This window comes from Coleofasciculus sp. E1-EBD-02 (assembly GCF_040218245.1).
In the GTDB taxonomy this organism is placed as follows: domain Bacteria; phylum Cyanobacteriota; class Cyanobacteriia; order Cyanobacteriales; family Coleofasciculaceae; genus Coleofasciculus.
On sequence record NZ_JAVJQN010000122.1, the window covers coordinates 41285 to 56587 of the forward strand.

At 48.3% G+C, this 15303-nt stretch carries 13 protein-coding genes and 1 pseudogene; 5 read left to right on the forward strand and 9 right to left on the reverse strand.

The genetic code is table 11. The features are described 5' to 3' along the window. Positions 1-4 precede the first annotated feature (4 nt). From psbV to RIC07_RS19765, 4 genes are all read left to right on the forward strand, one after another. Positions 5-493: a photosystem II cytochrome c-550 gene (gene psbV, locus RIC07_RS19750; protein WP_044206775.1), complete on the forward strand. Its 489-nt coding sequence runs from the start codon at positions 5-7 to the stop codon at positions 491-493. Between the two features lie 139 nt (positions 494-632). Beyond that, positions 633-1169: a photosystem II cytochrome PsbV2 gene (psbV2, locus tag RIC07_RS19755; protein WP_446396009.1), complete on the forward strand. Its 537-nt coding sequence runs from the start codon at positions 633-635 to the stop codon at positions 1167-1169. 273 nt (positions 1170-1442) lie between these two features. Then, positions 1443-3263 carry a hypothetical protein gene (locus RIC07_RS19760; RefSeq protein ID WP_446396010.1) on the forward strand — a complete coding sequence of 607 codons (1821 nt, stop codon included), beginning with the start codon at positions 1443-1445 and terminating at the stop codon, positions 3261-3263. A gap of 661 nt (positions 3264-3924) precedes the next feature. Further along, positions 3925-4923 carry a DMT family transporter gene (locus RIC07_RS19765; RefSeq protein ID WP_446396011.1) on the forward strand — a complete coding sequence of 333 codons (999 nt, stop codon included), beginning with the start codon at positions 3925-3927 and terminating at the stop codon, positions 4921-4923. A gap of 154 nt (positions 4924-5077) precedes the next feature. Here the strand turns inward: RIC07_RS19765 and RIC07_RS19770 are convergent, their stop codons facing one another. Both RIC07_RS19770 and RIC07_RS19775 read right to left on the reverse strand, forming a co-directional pair. Beyond that, positions 5078-5878 (reverse strand): DUF5829 family protein, encoded by an 801-nt coding sequence (locus RIC07_RS19770; protein ID WP_446396012.1) that lies wholly within the window; start codon positions 5876-5878, stop codon positions 5078-5080. Positions 5879-6316: 438 nt separating this feature from the next. Continuing rightward, positions 6317-10228, reverse strand: coding sequence for a PatA/PatG family cyanobactin maturation protease (locus RIC07_RS19775; protein WP_446396013.1), 3912 nt, complete (start codon positions 10226-10228; stop codon positions 6317-6319). A gap of 42 nt (positions 10229-10270) precedes the next feature. Between RIC07_RS19775 and RIC07_RS19780 the strand changes: the two genes are divergently transcribed. Beyond that, on the forward strand, positions 10271-10930 hold the full coding sequence (locus RIC07_RS19780) for a hypothetical protein (protein ID WP_446396035.1): 660 nt from the start codon (positions 10271-10273) through the stop codon (positions 10928-10930). Positions 10931-11059: 129 nt separating this feature from the next. On the opposite strand, the gene RIC07_RS19785 is transcribed toward RIC07_RS19780, so the two are convergent. The 7 genes and pseudogenes from RIC07_RS19785 to RIC07_RS19815 all read right to left on the reverse strand — a co-directional run bounded on the left by RIC07_RS19785 (position 11060) and on the right by RIC07_RS19815 (position 15130). Continuing rightward, positions 11060-11299 (reverse strand): DUF5838 family protein, encoded by a 240-nt coding sequence (locus RIC07_RS19785; RefSeq protein ID WP_446396014.1) that lies wholly within the window; start codon positions 11297-11299, stop codon positions 11060-11062. Further along, positions 11227-11820 (reverse strand): LynF/TruF/PatF family peptide O-prenyltransferase, encoded by a 594-nt coding sequence (locus RIC07_RS19790; RefSeq protein ID WP_446396015.1) that lies wholly within the window; start codon positions 11818-11820, stop codon positions 11227-11229. The genes RIC07_RS19785 and RIC07_RS19790 overlap by 73 nt, the downstream gene beginning before the upstream one ends. A 102-nt stretch (positions 11821-11922) precedes the next feature. Continuing rightward, positions 11923-12087, reverse strand: a pseudogene (locus RIC07_RS19795) (microcyclamide/patellamide family RiPP); the annotation flags it as partial. Between the two features lie 109 nt (positions 12088-12196). Beyond that, positions 12197-12325 (reverse strand): hypothetical protein, encoded by a 129-nt coding sequence (locus tag RIC07_RS19800; RefSeq protein ID WP_446396016.1) that lies wholly within the window; start codon positions 12323-12325, stop codon positions 12197-12199. Positions 12326-12356: 31 nt separating this feature from the next. After that, positions 12357-12563, reverse strand: a complete 207-nt coding sequence (locus RIC07_RS19805) for a type II toxin-antitoxin system HicB family antitoxin (RefSeq protein ID WP_446396017.1) — start codon at positions 12561-12563, stop codon at positions 12357-12359. Next, positions 12560-12784 (reverse strand): type II toxin-antitoxin system HicA family toxin, encoded by a 225-nt coding sequence (locus RIC07_RS19810; protein ID WP_446396018.1) that lies wholly within the window; start codon positions 12782-12784, stop codon positions 12560-12562. The genes RIC07_RS19805 and RIC07_RS19810 overlap by 4 nt, the downstream gene beginning before the upstream one ends. A 15-nt stretch (positions 12785-12799) precedes the next feature. Then, entirely contained in the window at positions 12800-15130 is a 2331-nt protein-coding gene (locus tag RIC07_RS19815) for a TOMM precursor leader peptide-binding protein (RefSeq protein ID WP_446396019.1), read from the reverse strand. Between the last annotated feature and the right edge of the window lie 173 nt (positions 15131-15303).

A 15303-nucleotide genomic window follows, 5' to 3' on the forward strand; every position in this document is an offset into this window, starting at 1 on the left:
CCGAATGAAACGATTGATCTTGCTGGCTGTGGCAATGGTATTCTTTGTATTTCAAATAGCGGTGAGTAGCGCAACTGCTCTTGAACTCAGTGAGGACATTCGCACCGTTCCCGTGAATGAACAGGGTAATACCACTGTTCTCAGCCTAGAAGAAGTCGCCAAAGGCAAACGCCTGTTTAACGATAGCTGTAGTCAATGTCATATCGGCGGCAGAACCAAGACAAACCCTAACGTAACCTTACGTCTAGAAGATCTGAAACTGGCATTCCCGCCTCGGGATAACATTGCTGCTCTCGTAGACTATATGAAAAACCCAACAACCTACGATGGATTTACGGAGATTTATGAATTCCACCCCAGCACTCGCAGCGCCGATATCTTTCCTGAGATGAGAAATCTGACGGAGGATGACCTCAAAGCGATCGCAGGTTATATTCTAGTCCAGCCGAAAGTCCAAGGTATCATGTGGGGAGGCGGCAAGGTTTACAATTAAATTCGGATTTTTCTGAATGAGTCGTTGAAGGGTTGAAAGGAGACGATTAAAAGGTTGGAGTTTGAAAGCATTCAACGTTTAATTGGCTATTATTCAACCCTTCATAAACCAAAAACAAAAGACAAAAAACTAAAAAATAATGCTGAATAATTGGATTAAAATATTTCGCCTTAGCCATTCCTACCGATATAAAATTTTTTCAGTTCGCGGTCTTTTCGCTACGTTGATGGCTATCTCTATCGTCTTTCTAGCCAGCTCTCCGGCTTATGCGATAGATGACTACGTTAAACGCTTCTTAAAGGTGACTGAACCCATTGCGTTAGATGTAGATGGACAGGGACAGACTAAGGCATTTACCCCAGGCGATTTGGCGGAGGGGAAAGAATTGTTTAAAACCCATTGCATCAATTGTCATGTTGGCGGAACCACCCTCCAAGATCCCAGAGTATCCCTAGGATTGGAAACATTAGCGGGAGCTACCCCACCTCGCGATAATGTTGATGGAATTATCTCTTTTCTCAGAGAACCCATGACTTATGATGGCAGCGCCCCGAGTTTTTGGTGTCGCCAAGTCCCAGACACTTGGATGCCACGGGAGCAAATTGAAAAGTTAGCTGCATTCGTCCTGAGAGCGGCTCAAAAGGCTCCCGGTTGGGGTGGCAAGGCTTCATCTTAAAGCAGGGGAGCAGGGGAAGCTGGGGGAGCTGGGGGAGATGGGGAAGCGATAGAGATAATTGATTCGGTAGGGGTACGATACTATAATATCCACCCGTGTCAACTTAAGCTCCAGCCCTCACCCCCAGCCCCTCTCCCAAGCTTGGGAGAGGGGAGCAAGAGGGGAGTAAGAGAATCCAGTTTCCCTTCTCCCGTGCAAAAAAAGCGAAGCATCCTATACTAATACGTCATAATGGGGGGTAAATTTTGAGAGTAGCGCTCAAGCTTTGAGCAAATGAAAACAGCGACGCGCCCAGAGGAATTAACAGATTTAGGCAACTGCTTACAGGAGGACTTGCAGTCATACCTGCATGAGAGCATTCCTGTTCAAGTTCGGTGTCGGCGAAGTGATGAACGGTTAGCGATTTGGGTACAGCATCCCGCCGAGGCGACGCTGGATCAAGATGAGATTCTCGCCTTTTTAGAACAAACGATCCACAGCCAGTATCCATTGGTGGCTCAACAAGTAAAAGTTAACCTGCTGCGAGCTGGCGAAAAGAAACCTTACGTTTCGCGATCGCTCTTCCTAGATTTGCCTGAACCTGAACCCGGAACCACAACCCCCTCTGATGCGGATTCGGTAGAAACCAACGAGACAGAGGAGACTAACCCCCCGTCTGAAACGGAAACTCCACAAAACTCAGACTCGGACGAAACACAAGCCGAGTCATCCCATCCGTGGGATCAACCGATTCCGGAGGTAAACGATGAAGAGGAAGCCGATGAGTCAGAATCCGAACAACCGCCGTCAGTCAAGCTCAGGTTAAAATCATCCTGGCTACCTTTGGTAGTAGCGGGTGCTGGGTTGAGTTTGGTGGTTTTCTTTAGTACGCTTTATGTCCTGACTCGTCCTTGTGTCATGGGTAAATGCACGGTTTTGCCAGAAGCGGAACAGTTAAGCCAAAAATCAGCAGAAACCCTGCAAAACCCAGAATCGGGCAAAGCGGTTTTGGAAGCACAGGAACAGCTACAAGAAGCGATTCAATTAGTAGCGGCGATTCCGCCTTGGTCTAGTTACCGCCGCCAAGCGCAACAAAAACTCCAAGTCTATCAGTCTCAATCCGAAACCGTGGCGGATATGGTAGAGGCACTGAAAAGGGCGGCTAGAGCCGGGTATGAGAGTCAAAATCCGCCACATCCGGAGTCGAAGTGGCGGGAAGTTCAGAACCTCTGGCGAGACGCGATCGCGAAATTGGAACAGCTTCCCACTGATAGCAATCTTCAACCTTTAGCCAAAACCAAAATTAAGGCGTATAAGACGAACTTAGAGGAAATTAATCAGCGACTACTCAAAGAACGAAAAGCCCAGGAACATTTAAAAGCGGCTCAAGAAGCGGCGCGGATGGCTGAAGTGCGTCAAGGGATTGCCCAATCCTTATCAGACTGGCAATTAGTTTATGCCACTTGGCAAGCGTCGATGCGGCGTCTGAAGCAGATTCCCCAAGGAACAACTCCTTATGAGGAAGCCCAAGAGTTATTGGCGCTGTATTTACCAAACCTTGCCAAAGCCCGCGATCGCAAAACTCAAGAGCAAATTTCTGCCAATGCCTATAATCAAGGCGTGCAGTTAGCTCAACTGGCTACGAATTCTCAAAGCGATAAGCAATGGTCAGTCGCTCTAGTTCACTGGCGCAATGCCTTAACCTATGTCAATCAGGTACCCCAAGAGACCTATTACTACGCTAAGGCACAATCTTTGGTTGAACCCTACCGAGGTGCGCTTAAACAGGCTCAAAACCAGCTTCAGTTAGCTGTCAAGATGCAACAAGCCCGTCGGGATCTTAATCAAACCTGTTCAGGGACACCCAAAATCTGTACCTATACAATTGACAATCAGATGATCAAGGTGCGGTTAACCCCTGCTTACGTCCAGATGGTGCAAAAAGGGGCAATGATAGCTAAAGCCCAAGGCGACTCAAATGCTCATGCAGGTCTTGTGAATCACATTTTGACCTTGGGAGAAGCGTTGGAAGTGATTAGCGATAACGCCCAATTGCGAGTGGAGGTTTATACGCCAGAGGGTGTGATGATCCAATCCCATAATCCAGCTCAGTAGCTTGTATAGCGCTACGCGCTAGGCTTTCTTGCAATAGGCAACACCTCGACTTCGCTCGGTGTGTCATAGGCAATAGTGAAGATAAAAGCTTACCTTACAAGGGATTGAGAGATTTGATTAGTTGACGTAAAACTGTTCTATATCAGAAGCAGCTTGGTGAAATGAGTAGTCTTTCTTGGAATTCAAGTATTTTAAGGAATACGGTGTAATGTGAAAAAATATTAAATTAAATGACAAAACACAAAAGAATAGCCGTTTAAGTCGCTCTGAAACCTTAAGATACCTAGTAGCGTTAGTTAAAAAGTAAAAGCTTCTACAATCCAAAATATCAAAGGGGCTTTTCTTCTTTAAATAAAATGTAGACGTTCTTTGCGCCCTGTCTTTGCGCCCTCTGGCACAAGGCAAATCAGATAAACTCACGTGAGTTTAAATGATTTGTGAAAATAAAGGTGCGGAAACGGTTGATATTTTACAACGAAGTTGAATTTAATTGTATATAAATATATTCATATTTAGAACCCAATAAAATCCATAAAAATAATCAATGAGATGACAACCTAACGATAATGAATGAATGATTGATTGATTGATTGATTGAATTGACCAAAGCTATTTATAGTTATCGGAATTAAAAGAGCAAGTAATTTTCTATTAACTTTAAATGATACAGAAAACTCAACCATTACACTTATCCCAATCTCAGCTCAACCCTAGTCCAACGATGATGGCTCTATTTGCCATATTTACAGCCATCGTCGCTTTATCCCTTGCGGCTATATTTATCCGATTGAGCGAACGAGAACTTGGTCCATTTGCCACCATCTTTAATCGCTTCTGGATTGCCTTTATCGTCTTATGGCTATTGAACCAGTCAAGGGCGCGATCGCAACCCGATGAACAATCGTCTGTACCTCAGTCAGAGTATACCGTTCGCGATTGGCTCATGTTAATTGCGGCTGGAGTAATGTTCTGGGGGTGTTTGGCACTTTGGGCATGGTCTCTCACCCAAACAGGCGTTGCCAATTCCACCATTTTACATAACCTGACTCCCTTATTCACAACCCTGGGAGTATGGTTGATATTCGGTCAACACTTTGACAGTCGGTTTTTGATGGGGTTGATGATGGCAATGGTGGGGGCAACTGCCCTGGGACTTGATGATTTACAAGTCGCGACGGATAACTTTGCCGGAGATATTGCCGCGTTGTTATCCGCCCTGTTTTCCGCCGCCAACTTGATGCTGATTGAAAAACTGCGTGCTAAGTGGGATGCCACAAACATTATTATGTGGTGCTGCTTAGTGGGAACAGTAGTAACGTTACCCGTTGTCCTGCTAACTGAAGACAGACTGTTCCCGATTTCGGGTTCAGGCTGGTTATCAGTTATCGGTTTAGCGATTGTCTGTCAAGTCGTTGGTCAAGGACTTCAGGCATATAGCCTCAAACGCTTATCTTCTGGCTTAGTGGGTGTATTCCTGCTTCTTGATCCTGTACTGGCGGCGTTAGTGGCGTGGGTTCTGTTTGCCGAACACTTAAGCTTGTTTAACGGATTGGCGTTTGCTGTAGTTTTACTCGGCATATATATTGCTAAGTCAAGTCACTACGCCTCTCAGGTTATGGAAAAGGACTCCCAACCCGCGCTTTGTGTTGCTGGGAAGTAATTCTTACGGTTCAATCTGAAAAACCTCTCTGGAAAACCTCTCTCCTGCGAGGAGAGAGGCTTTGAATTCTCCACCTTTTGAAAAATGTAGGGACACCATCCTTGCGCCCTCACGCCTGTACCTCACCCGGTTGCCAACCGCTGTATTCATTCAGTTATCCAAATTTCCAAATTGCCAATTCTCTACCGACAGTTAACTGGGCATTGTCACCGAAGGTGAAGGTTTTTTCCGGATGCAGTTGCTCTTTCATTGTGCAAACAATTTGGCGAATTCGATACCTTGGCGCCGCGTTCTGAGATACTTGTACTGTAAAACCATCAGAACGATAGATGGTAATATCTCCTAAACCAGATGCGTGATAGCCAAAGGCTCGCAGCAGTAATGCCAGTTCCTCATGTTCCGATACAGTTAATTCAAGATGAACGTCTGATATGTCCTCAAATAAAGATGTTTCGGACGTATCTAAGGTTTTCAGATACGCCGCACGGTCAAAGCAACCCCCAGGGGTGAGTTTGATGTTTTTATACTCTAAATAATCCTGATGAAATTCCATTAACCACGCCGCGAAGGCTTCTCTCTCGGATGGGTTGAGTGTCAAGTAATGAAACCAGGGGACTTTTCCAGATTGGGTGTGACGAACTTGCAAATCAGAAAATGTTTCTTTGGCGCTTAATCCTCTTAGTTTTTTCGCTACACTATCAATTTGTCCGGCTTGTTGAGTATTGAACCCAATACCCGAAAACCCTTCGCTCAATCCTTCAGCACCTCCTGGAGGAAAAAGTTCAAGATAGGCATAGTTTCCCCTGAGATAAATTCCCGACCAACGTTCTGTATCCGTTTCTACGGTATCTCTGGATACTGTGCAGAATGATTGGTTAATGAAGTCGGATTGGGCGATTGATTCTAGGGTATCTCTGTCGAGCGTGACATATAAATGGTTAAATTCTATTCCCATAGTCTTACTTATTGAGCTTAAACCAAGTTGCATTCTATTATGTCTAGGAAGAGCGAAGCGTCGTTACCCATAACCTCTATCTGTAGGGTGCGTTAGCGAAGCGTAACGCACCATCAAAGCGAAGCGTAACGCACCATCAAGACCTCTAAAATTGTGGGATAGATTTGACGGTTTGATGGTCGCACGTCGGTGCGGGAAAAGGGCGCACGTCGGTGCGGGAAAAGGGCGCACGTCGGTGCGCCCCTACAATTTTAATCCACAAAATTAGGTGTGCCGAGCCAGTCGAGTAACCCAACAGGCTAACGATGGTGTTGGGTTTCGCTTACGCTCTACCCAACCTACGAGAACTCTGGCAATCTTGTTATGACTGTTGACAAATGACAAATGACAAATGACAAATGACCAATGACCAATGACCAATGACCAATGACCAATGAATTAACTGTGAGACTTTCCAGGGATTGACCAGCGCTTGATCCGACCAATGGTGACAGGCATATTCAGCGCCACATCTAGGGTAAACCGGAAGACTCGCCGCGATCGCCGACCGTTTTCGGGGTCAAAGAAGATTAGTAATACATCCCAGCAATCGCTGTTAATTCGACAGTAGGGGCTTTTCTTCACCTCAATCGTGTCCAGTTGACGAAAAGAGGCGATCGCTTCGGCAAAGACGGAGGCGGATTGGAAGATGTTGGTGGCGGCGAAGTTGAGGGCGCGATCGCGTGAGGTTTGTCCCAGGTTCCGTAAGTCGTGGTAGACGCGATTCAGGAAGGCGCTTAAGGCTTCCTGGATTAGGGGTGCTTGGTCGGGGTCAAATTGGTTACTAATCGCGGCTAGGGCAGCGTTTACGAGGGCGTTGACGGTCCAACCATACATCCCGCGCACGTTATTTACGGTTACAACAGGCACGACTTCCCCGGAAAAGAGTTCCACGGTGCGGGTGGTGCGGCGAGCGGGTAGACTGATCCGCTCCACAAAGCCATCGCTGGTTTCTGGCTCTAATTGCCCTGCCAACATTTGCAGGAACATTTCATAAATATCGTCAGCAAAGGGTCCTTTGGGTTCTAAAACATAGATGGTGTTTTGATCCAGGTTGAGTGTCCAGATTAGGGAGCGCCGTTCGTCGGGGTAGCGATCTAGGTGTTCCAGCATTTGGCGCGGATCGTAGGGATCTGGCGGTACCATGATACCGTCAATTTCGGCAGGTGCCATCAGTTGCTTGAATGTATCGCGGCGGGCATCATCGCCAAAGTCGTAGCCCAGGGTGCCAAGGGCGTAAACGTTACCGGAAAAGGCGGTGCTGGCTTCAACGGTGGCGGGGTTGGCTAGTGCAGCATCGGAGTCAGCCGCCGCGATAACTGAGGCTTCTGTGGGTGTAGCGGGTTGTACGGCGGGGCTGGTGGCAGTAATGCTGGCGGGGGTGGGCATGGCATAGCCGGCGCGTTCGGTGCGGGTTACTTGATCGCCAGCAAAGGAAATGGTGACGGAGGGTTGCCCAAATAGCACGTTCATCGCACCAGGGATATTCACAAAGCCGCGTAGACAGCGTTCTAGTTCTTCGACAACATCGGGGTTACAGGGAATCGCGGTGTTGAGCAGTGCCATGCGGACGGCTTCGGCATCGACGGGTTTGCCTTCTTTCAGTTGTAGACTCATTAGCAGGGCGGAGATTCCAGTCATCACGGGAGCTGCCATGCTGGTTCCGGTTAGGCGCACAGGTTTTTCGGTGCAGGGTTGCGCCCCTAGAATATCTTCACCGGGAGCCAAGATACCTTCGTCTGTGTTGTTGCCGCCCCAGTTGCTAAAGTGAGCTGGTGTGCCATCTACGTTGGCAGCGCCTACGGCTAGAGGACCCGATATCACCGCAGGCAGACACCAGCATTCATTGGAATTGTTCCCCGTGGGCGCGACGATTAAGACGTTGTTGTCTTGGCATTTTTTAATCGCTTGGACGAGGAGTTCTTCCCCTTCGCTGGTTTGGGTGGGGCGACAAAAAGCACAGTGGATAATATTTGCACCTAATTCTAACGCTAAGTCGAAGGCACGGGCTAAGTTGAGGGGAGAGAGCAGATCCGCATAGTCCGCAGAAGTTACGGCATCGTGGGGCATATTGATCACCCGGCAGTTAGGAGCAATGCCGAAAACAGGGCTATGTTCTTGACCTACGATGTTACTGGTGACGTGACAGGCATGGTCGTTGAGTTCAACACGCGCTTTGATATCTTCTGGGAGGGCAGCATTAAGTGCGTCTTCTTTCTCTTGACCCTTGAGTCCTTTGTCCCGAATGGCTTGGAATGTGGCGTAATCTTCTGGGCTGGGGGGTTCTGCGGGTTCATGCCAGTAGGGAACAACTTTAGAGACTTGGGCGCCGGCAAAACAGGATAATGTGTAGTCTGGGTCGCCGTCTAGAATTACAATCGTGATCCGGGGGTCGCCAAGGGTTTGGTTGTGGAGTTCAGCTAGTCCGGGAATGCGATCATCCAGGTCATGGGGATGGAGTGCGATCGTTGGGGTGGCAGAACTCTCAACGTCACTGACTGAAACCGCCGCCGACTCTATTTCACTTTCAACACTATCGGATTCTACCTGGCTATCCCCATCTTCATCTGATCCTGTGGGTTCAGATGAAGATGGGGTTAACTCAGATTCAAGAGATTCCACTGCATGACTTGATGAGTCTAGAGTATCAGTTGGACTCTCTGAAGCGTCCAACTCAACAGCTTCAGTCGGCTGAATTTCTGCTACTAACCCTGCTGGCTCAATCTCACTTGCCCACATTTGTGCTGTAGCCGACTCGGATTCGGACTCAACCCCATCAGATTCAGTCTCACTGGTTGATACAGTTGCTTCAGCAGGCTCTTGTGAGTCATCCACCTGACTTAACTCCAGCCCACTGGCTTTGACATCACTTTTAGGCAATGATCCGAGGAGAAATTCTCCGACAGCCGACTCTTCCACATAGTTTAGACCCACCGCCCGACCAAACGCATCGCTATCCCCAACCCCCAGCGCACAGGGAGCCAGACCCATATTTGTTGCCACCAAGTAAAAGTTTTGCTGTAGTACCCCAACATGCTTAAGCACGGCTGCATAACCCATAGAGCGATAGCGACGAAATATTCGACCGAACCGTGCCGTAATCACCAGTAGCACTTGTGGCTTTCCCAAAGGCTCTGAAAGGTTGTTCAAACCGTCATAACCTGACACTGCAAAGACAGTATCATCTGTCCCAGTAATATGCTCTAGTTGATGGTTGAGCGGGTCGTAGTGGTATATGCCTATATCCAACCCTTCACATCGCCGCACCACTGGATAAATTTCTAATTCATACATTGCCCCGCCACTGGGATAGGCGCGACGGCTCAACTCGCCATAGTCAATATCTGCTTCAAAACCGAGTATTTCTCGCCAATTTTTACCGAACCACTCTTCTACGCTAAGTAATTCCTTGACACGGGCGGTGCGATACAGGAATTCTCCGAGTTGTTCAAGGGTGATCGGATGGTTATCGTCATAGTCTCGGACTGATTTTCGTGATTCAATCGCTTCTGTTAGTGTGGCATCGTTACACATCAATGCTCCCAGGTTCGGATGCGGAAGGGACACAATCCGATCACTCATGGGCGGCTTCACCACCGAGAAATCTGACCAGTGATCAATGTCATCGTCCGTAAGTGGGTAGTCATGTCTACCAAGTCGGCTGCGGCTGTGGAACAGCAGGTTATGAAAGTCCCAAAGCTGGAGCGAGGGAGTTTCGGGGTCAGCCGTCAGAAAGCCCGCCGCCCATAACAAGTTGAGGAACTGATAGGCGGTTTCGGGCCCGAGTAAGGGTGGGGGTGTGAGTGTGGTTAGGGATTGGGGCTGAGCGAGTTGAGCCAGGATTGCACTTGCTCGCCAGTCAAGGAGCTTGAGTCGAAACTTCGACAGGGGCGACTCCAGCACCATTGTGCCGTCGTAGGGATGCTGATAAGCAAAGCGGGAGAGGGTGATACGGGTTTGTGTCCAGTAGGGTTCGGTCAGATTCAACTCGGCGGAATCCACCATCGGAATCGCCACGGCTAGGGGCAATACGGCGTAACTCAACCAGCCTCGCTCATCCAGTTGTTGTAGCATCAGGGTGAACTGTTCCCTAGCTGCCCCGCCATCAAGTTCAGCTAACCCTTGCATGAGCGATTCGGTGGTGGTGTTGCCTGCTTTGAGATGATCAAGAGCCATACTGATTCCGGGCGTTGTGGCAAGGGTGAGCCAAGCCGTCGGATCAGTTTCGGCTGATTGCAGGGTGTAGTGATCTCCAGTGCTTGTGATTTGGATATCGGGATTGAGGGAAACAGCGAAAGGGTAATTGCTCATGGATGATGGATAATGGGAAACGATGATTGGGTAAGTGAGTCAATGACAGCCGCGATCGGGGAAATTATCAGAAATGGAATTTTATTTGATGTTAAGAATTGGCGCAATTTAATGTCAGACGGTTATGATTTTTTTCAGGCTATTGAAGTCCTGTTTGACAGGTTGACTGAACGAGAGATTCCTTATGTCTTGGTTGGTGGGGTAGCTTTACTGAGTTATGTAGAGGGTCGTAATACTCAAGATATTGACCTAATCTTGGCTCGTGCTGACCTTGATGCTTTCCCTGAGATAGTTATCCAGAATGAAAACAAAGATTTCATTCGGGGGACATTTGAGGGATTACAAGTTGACCTGTTGTTGACCCAAAACCAACTCTTCCGAAAACTATCGCAAGAGTTTGTAACAGAACAGAGCTTCGGCAACCGACAAGTTCGCTGTGTCACCGTGATAGGACTCCTAATTTTAAAGTGTTACGCATTACCTTCTCTCTATCGTCAAGGACAATTTAGTCGTGCCAGTATTTATGAAAATGACATCCTTTTATTGTTGTTAAACTATTCGGTTGATTTAGATAGGGTTTTTGATATTTTATCAGACTATTTGTTGTCAAGTGATTTAAACGAGGTAGAAAGTATTTTAGACGATATTCAAAGACGAATTCAACGGTTTTCAACGCAGCAGCAATCCTTAGAAGAGGAGTAGGGGCACAAAAGCCGTCAATTACAGCGCTTCGCGCTCTTATGGAGTACAGTATTAGCCCGCTATCCCTGAAACTGCCAGATTGATGTTGTACCTCATAGCAGAGGAAAGCGCTGTATCAATTATCATTCATTAATTATCCTGTTTTGTCGCTAACAGAAAATGTTTACATTCATCCCTTTTATTGTAAATAAAACTAAATTTATCTAATCGATTTTTTTCTAATTCCCGCTCTGTAACTGCCACAGCCGCATAAGTGATACAATCTTGATTTTGACAAAAGTTGTAAATCCGATCACCTAAATTGTTGAACAGGAAATTTTTGCGAATATAGTTAAGATCATCATAATGAAATAGTAGAAGTGGCTCCACCTCATTTTAAGTAATACCTGTATGACTTCAGCCGAATAGCTAGCACCATCAAGTTGGATTGCTGTCTTTACTAAGTCTTCAGGTTCTTCTTCCAGACTAAGGTGCAAATATACCTTTATACAAGACTCCTCATATTTCGGTCGTAGGTAAATTCCTATCGTGTTATTTTCTATTTTATGAGAACCCATGTGTACTGCTAAAAACTGCTCAAGTAAATTGCGATTGAGTCGAACACCTACTTGACTTTCAACTTTCTCCAACAACTTGACAGCATAGGTTAAAGAACTTGGCCACGTTTTTCCTTCATCATTGCAAACTTGAAACTGAACTGGAAACAATTGGTCTTGTTCAACAGTACATATTGCTTCAACCCCACAAGTCCCTTCTATTCCTTGGACGGTCTCTTCAAAAAGCGAAAGAATAAACGTTGGCTCCACATCAAAAGCATCTTGATGGACACGCATAAACTGGATGCGGTGCTCTTTGAGATAATTATGTTGAAGCCTAGAATTTAGAGTCATGATCTTATTCTTGAGGTATCGGATCAAATCCCCCTTTTAAAGGGGGATTTATCGGGAATCTAAACAGATTCAACTCGTAACTAGCACCTTAGGTGATCCTTATGCTTCGTCACCATCGTAGGCGCAAGTACAAACGGTGACAGACGCTTCCGCACCATTACCACCGAGAGCTTCTTCAGACAGTTCAGCCAAGTGGCTGGGGAGTTTACCCGTGGTGGTACGGAACACAGGCTTGCCTTGTTGGGGCAGGATGTTTTTCTTGTCCATTGGACTAATCCTCATATTGTTGTTTACTTTATTAACCCGTTAGGGTGGGTTAGTCCCCTTCCACCTTGCGGCGAAGCTTGTTAGTTGGCACCTGGTTTGAAGGGAATGATCAGTTGCCAATCAAATTCTTAACTATCGGGTGGATGCCAATTTTCAGCCACCCAAATTCGGCGTGATGCGGCAAGATTGGAGGCGCTAAAGCGCCCACTACGAACGGCAGGTCGATGGTAAGTTGCATGATGATGTTGATTTATGTCAAAGACAACTTATTAGACAACTTGTAAAATTTCTGGAGTTGGCAGAGGCTTTCCGGTTTGCCCGTAGCCATAGACCAAATCTTCCAGAACCTCTTTGGCATTTTCCAAGGCAACTTCATAGGTGTCACCGTGAGTCCGTGCATACTCACCCCACTCTGGCAAACTTGCCACATAAGCTCCGTCTGGCTCAGACCATTGAATTAAAATGCTGTACTTCATTCTTCTTCCCCTTGCTCTGTTTGTTCGACATTTCTCAATGCAGCATTTACTTGTCGCTCTTGATAAGGTTTTGCATCCCCAGCATCTTTGCCTGACAAAACAACTGGCTTTGGCAATAGTGGATGTATCCAATAAGAATGGCTACCTTTACCACGTTTGGGTAATAATGTAAACCCAGCTTGTTTAAGCATTTGCTTTAGCTCCCTGATTGTCTTAGGCATTTCACAAACGAGCTCTTAAAACGGAATATTCATCGGGTTCATCTCTGCCTCAGCCAGGGGCACCGTTCGCCACCCCAACTTCACTGGCACGTCATAGAGTCGCCCTGGACCCAACCGCAACCATAAGCCTCGCATTCCTGGTATAATCACCTTGACCACATTCAACCCGATATCCGGTCGCGTCTGGTCTAGCACCAGGGTTTCTAGCCCTACCCCTTGGGCAATCTCCACACAAGTCATTACATCGGTATAGATGTCATCACTCCAGCGCTTAGGGTAATCCTGGGCAGTCTTCATCGGCTGGGATGCATCGGGGACTAAACAGGGATGACTCGCTCGAGTCACTTCTAGCAGCCAGTCTTTCGACTCACCCTGAAGCTTATCGTCAGGAATTTTGTCCAGTTCCAGCCCAACTTGATTCACCTCAGTCAGGGCGCGAAGAATGGCAATTTTCGGGTCGAGGTGAGCGCCAAACCCGATCGCGATTCGCTCGGTTCCCACCGTGCTATAGGACAACCCGGCAAATGCCGGAATCCCCGTGTCCGCCGTCAAATCCAGCACCCAGATTTCCCGGTTCTGTTTCTGGTAGAACTGCTGCAACTGGATAAAATACGGCTCATCAAAGCTGCTCAAATCCACCCCAGGGCGGCTCAATTGGTTGTACCACCACAGTGCTACACTATCCCGCTCCACCAGTTCCATGAACCCTTGCAAAATTGCTTCTTCTAAGGTATTCCCTGTGGCATTCCCATTAGAATCCGCCTTACAGAAGCGCTCGGCGTCTGGCATGGGATAGAGGTAGTAGCAAAAGGCAGTGGGGAGATATTTGTGCCGCTGCTGTGTCAACGACCAAACTGGTGTCCAGTCAATCGCTTTACCTGCATCAAACCGATGAGGAATCCAGCGATAGGCGGCGGCTGAACCCTGGGCATTTAACTCGTCCCGGTCGGCATATTGGGCGTCGCTAAAGTACAACAGTGACTCCGGATGAAATGCCAAGTCTCCCAGTTCCGCCAGGGTAGCCCGTTTCCGGGGTTCGTCTCCCTGAAAGATACCGGAATACCGCTCTACTGCCTCACACAACCCACTCGCCCGGGATTGGCTATCGGTTTTCCCCTTACCGGAACTCTTGTGTTTCAGGTTATTCCGTAGCCCCCGCAGGGAGGTGGCACTACCAAAACTATGCCCCGCCTTGTAGGTATGCACCAAGGGATTGGCTGGGTCAGAAATTCGTACCAGTTCCGTTACCACTCCCGTCACCGGACTAATGAGATGCTGGTATCTCTGCACCGTTTGTTCAGGGGTAGTGGCGCGATGACCGCCATCGCTGGTGAACTGCTTGGGACGCGACTCCAGGTTCAGCGACTCAAACCCCCGTCGTTGCAAGAGTTGCGGATCACCACAGGTGGGACATTGAGGACGCTTAATCAGGATATGGCGTTTCAACTCCAGAATCATCTGGTTAAACGTGAGAATCGTCCCCTCTAGGGTGGGAAAGTATGCCGTTTCCGATGTCGTGGTAGTGATATAGTGCTTAACCACCCACTTAGCAATCTCCGTCGCTGCCAACTGTAACCCGGTTTGCCGAGTTGAGGGCAGCATCGCCCGTGCTGTAGGGAAGCAGCCCAGCATCCCCTGCCCATTCTGACCATTACGCTGCTGCTGTGCCTGTTTTTGCCGCAACACCGACGACTCCACTTCCCGGTTACCCCGGAGAGGATGGGCAAGACAGCGCCAACACCCCGTCTTCCCCGGCACAAACACCGGACCCAGCCACAGGACACTACCCACCGGCTTCACCAGCAGCCAGGGTTGCTGACGCTCTAATGCCTGCTGGTTAATCGTCGCCAGTTCCGGTTGCAAATAGTCATCGGTTAAGACAACATGCAGCGCCGTTGGCGAATCCGCGTCGGGAGGTGCCACAGAAATGCCCACATCCCCCAGAGCAGCTTTCAGCGCAGCCACCGTCACCTCACTAATAGCCTGACCCACCGTTGTCAGCGTCACCGACTGCCGTAGCCCCTGGGCTGCCACAGGCGGGGCAATCCCTAACTCACTCCAGAATGCTGCCACCTCTGAAGATAGCTCTGGTGCCGCCTCGGTGAGATACCCCTTCTCCGCCAAGCGATTTAGCACATAGTCAATGTAGTCTGGGGGGACTTCCCCATCCAGCTTTTCGACAATCTGTTCTAGAGTGTATTGCCCATTCAACAGGGGCAGAATCTGGCAGTAAAGTTGTCCAGTCAGGGCGTGGTTGCCCTGTTCTCCCAGGAGATATACCTGCTTCGGCTCGATGATCTCCACATGGAAGTGGGGCTTAATTTGGGGCAGTGTCGTGGATTCCATAGCGCGAACAGTCAGTAATCAAGTGTGAGTGTAAGAAGGCAGAGGGCAGAGGGCAGAAGGTAGGGAAAGTGGGGCGGACTTTTCACAGTATGTAGCCCAAGGTGAGTGTGAATCGTGTAGGGGCGGGTTTCACCACTATCTTTTCGGTTGCAACCCGATGTAACTAAACCCGC

Coding starts and splice junctions, on each gene's coding strand:
- psbV (WP_044206775.1), top strand. CDS start 5: ATGAAACGATTGATCTTGCTGGCTGTGGCAATGGTATTCTTTGTATTT.
- psbV2 (WP_446396009.1), top strand. CDS start 633: ATGCTGAATAATTGGATTAAAATATTTCGCCTTAGCCATTCCTACCGA.
- RIC07_RS19760 (WP_446396010.1), top strand. CDS start 1,443: ATGAAAACAGCGACGCGCCCAGAGGAATTAACAGATTTAGGCAACTGC.
- RIC07_RS19765 (WP_446396011.1), top strand. CDS start 3,925: ATGATACAGAAAACTCAACCATTACACTTATCCCAATCTCAGCTCAAC.
- RIC07_RS19770 (WP_446396012.1), bottom strand. CDS start 5,878: ATGGGAATAGAATTTAACCATTTATATGTCACGCTCGACAGAGATACC.
- RIC07_RS19775 (WP_446396013.1), bottom strand. CDS start 10,228: ATGAGCAATTACCCTTTCGCTGTTTCCCTCAATCCCGATATCCAAATC.
- RIC07_RS19780 (WP_446396035.1), top strand. CDS start 10,271: ATGACAGCCGCGATCGGGGAAATTATCAGAAATGGAATTTTATTTGAT.
- RIC07_RS19790 (WP_446396015.1), bottom strand. CDS start 11,820: ATGACTCTAAATTCTAGGCTTCAACATAATTATCTCAAAGAGCACCGC.
- RIC07_RS19800 (WP_446396016.1), bottom strand. CDS start 12,325: ATGCAACTTACCATCGACCTGCCGTTCGTAGTGGGCGCTTTAGCGCCT.
- RIC07_RS19805 (WP_446396017.1), bottom strand. CDS start 12,563: ATGAAGTACAGCATTTTAATTCAATGGTCTGAGCCAGACGGAGCTTAT.
- RIC07_RS19810 (WP_446396018.1), bottom strand. CDS start 12,784: ATGCCTAAGACAATCAGGGAGCTAAAGCAAATGCTTAAACAAGCTGGG.
- RIC07_RS19815 (WP_446396019.1), bottom strand. CDS start 15,130: ATGGAATCCACGACACTGCCCCAAATTAAGCCCCACTTCCATGTGGAG.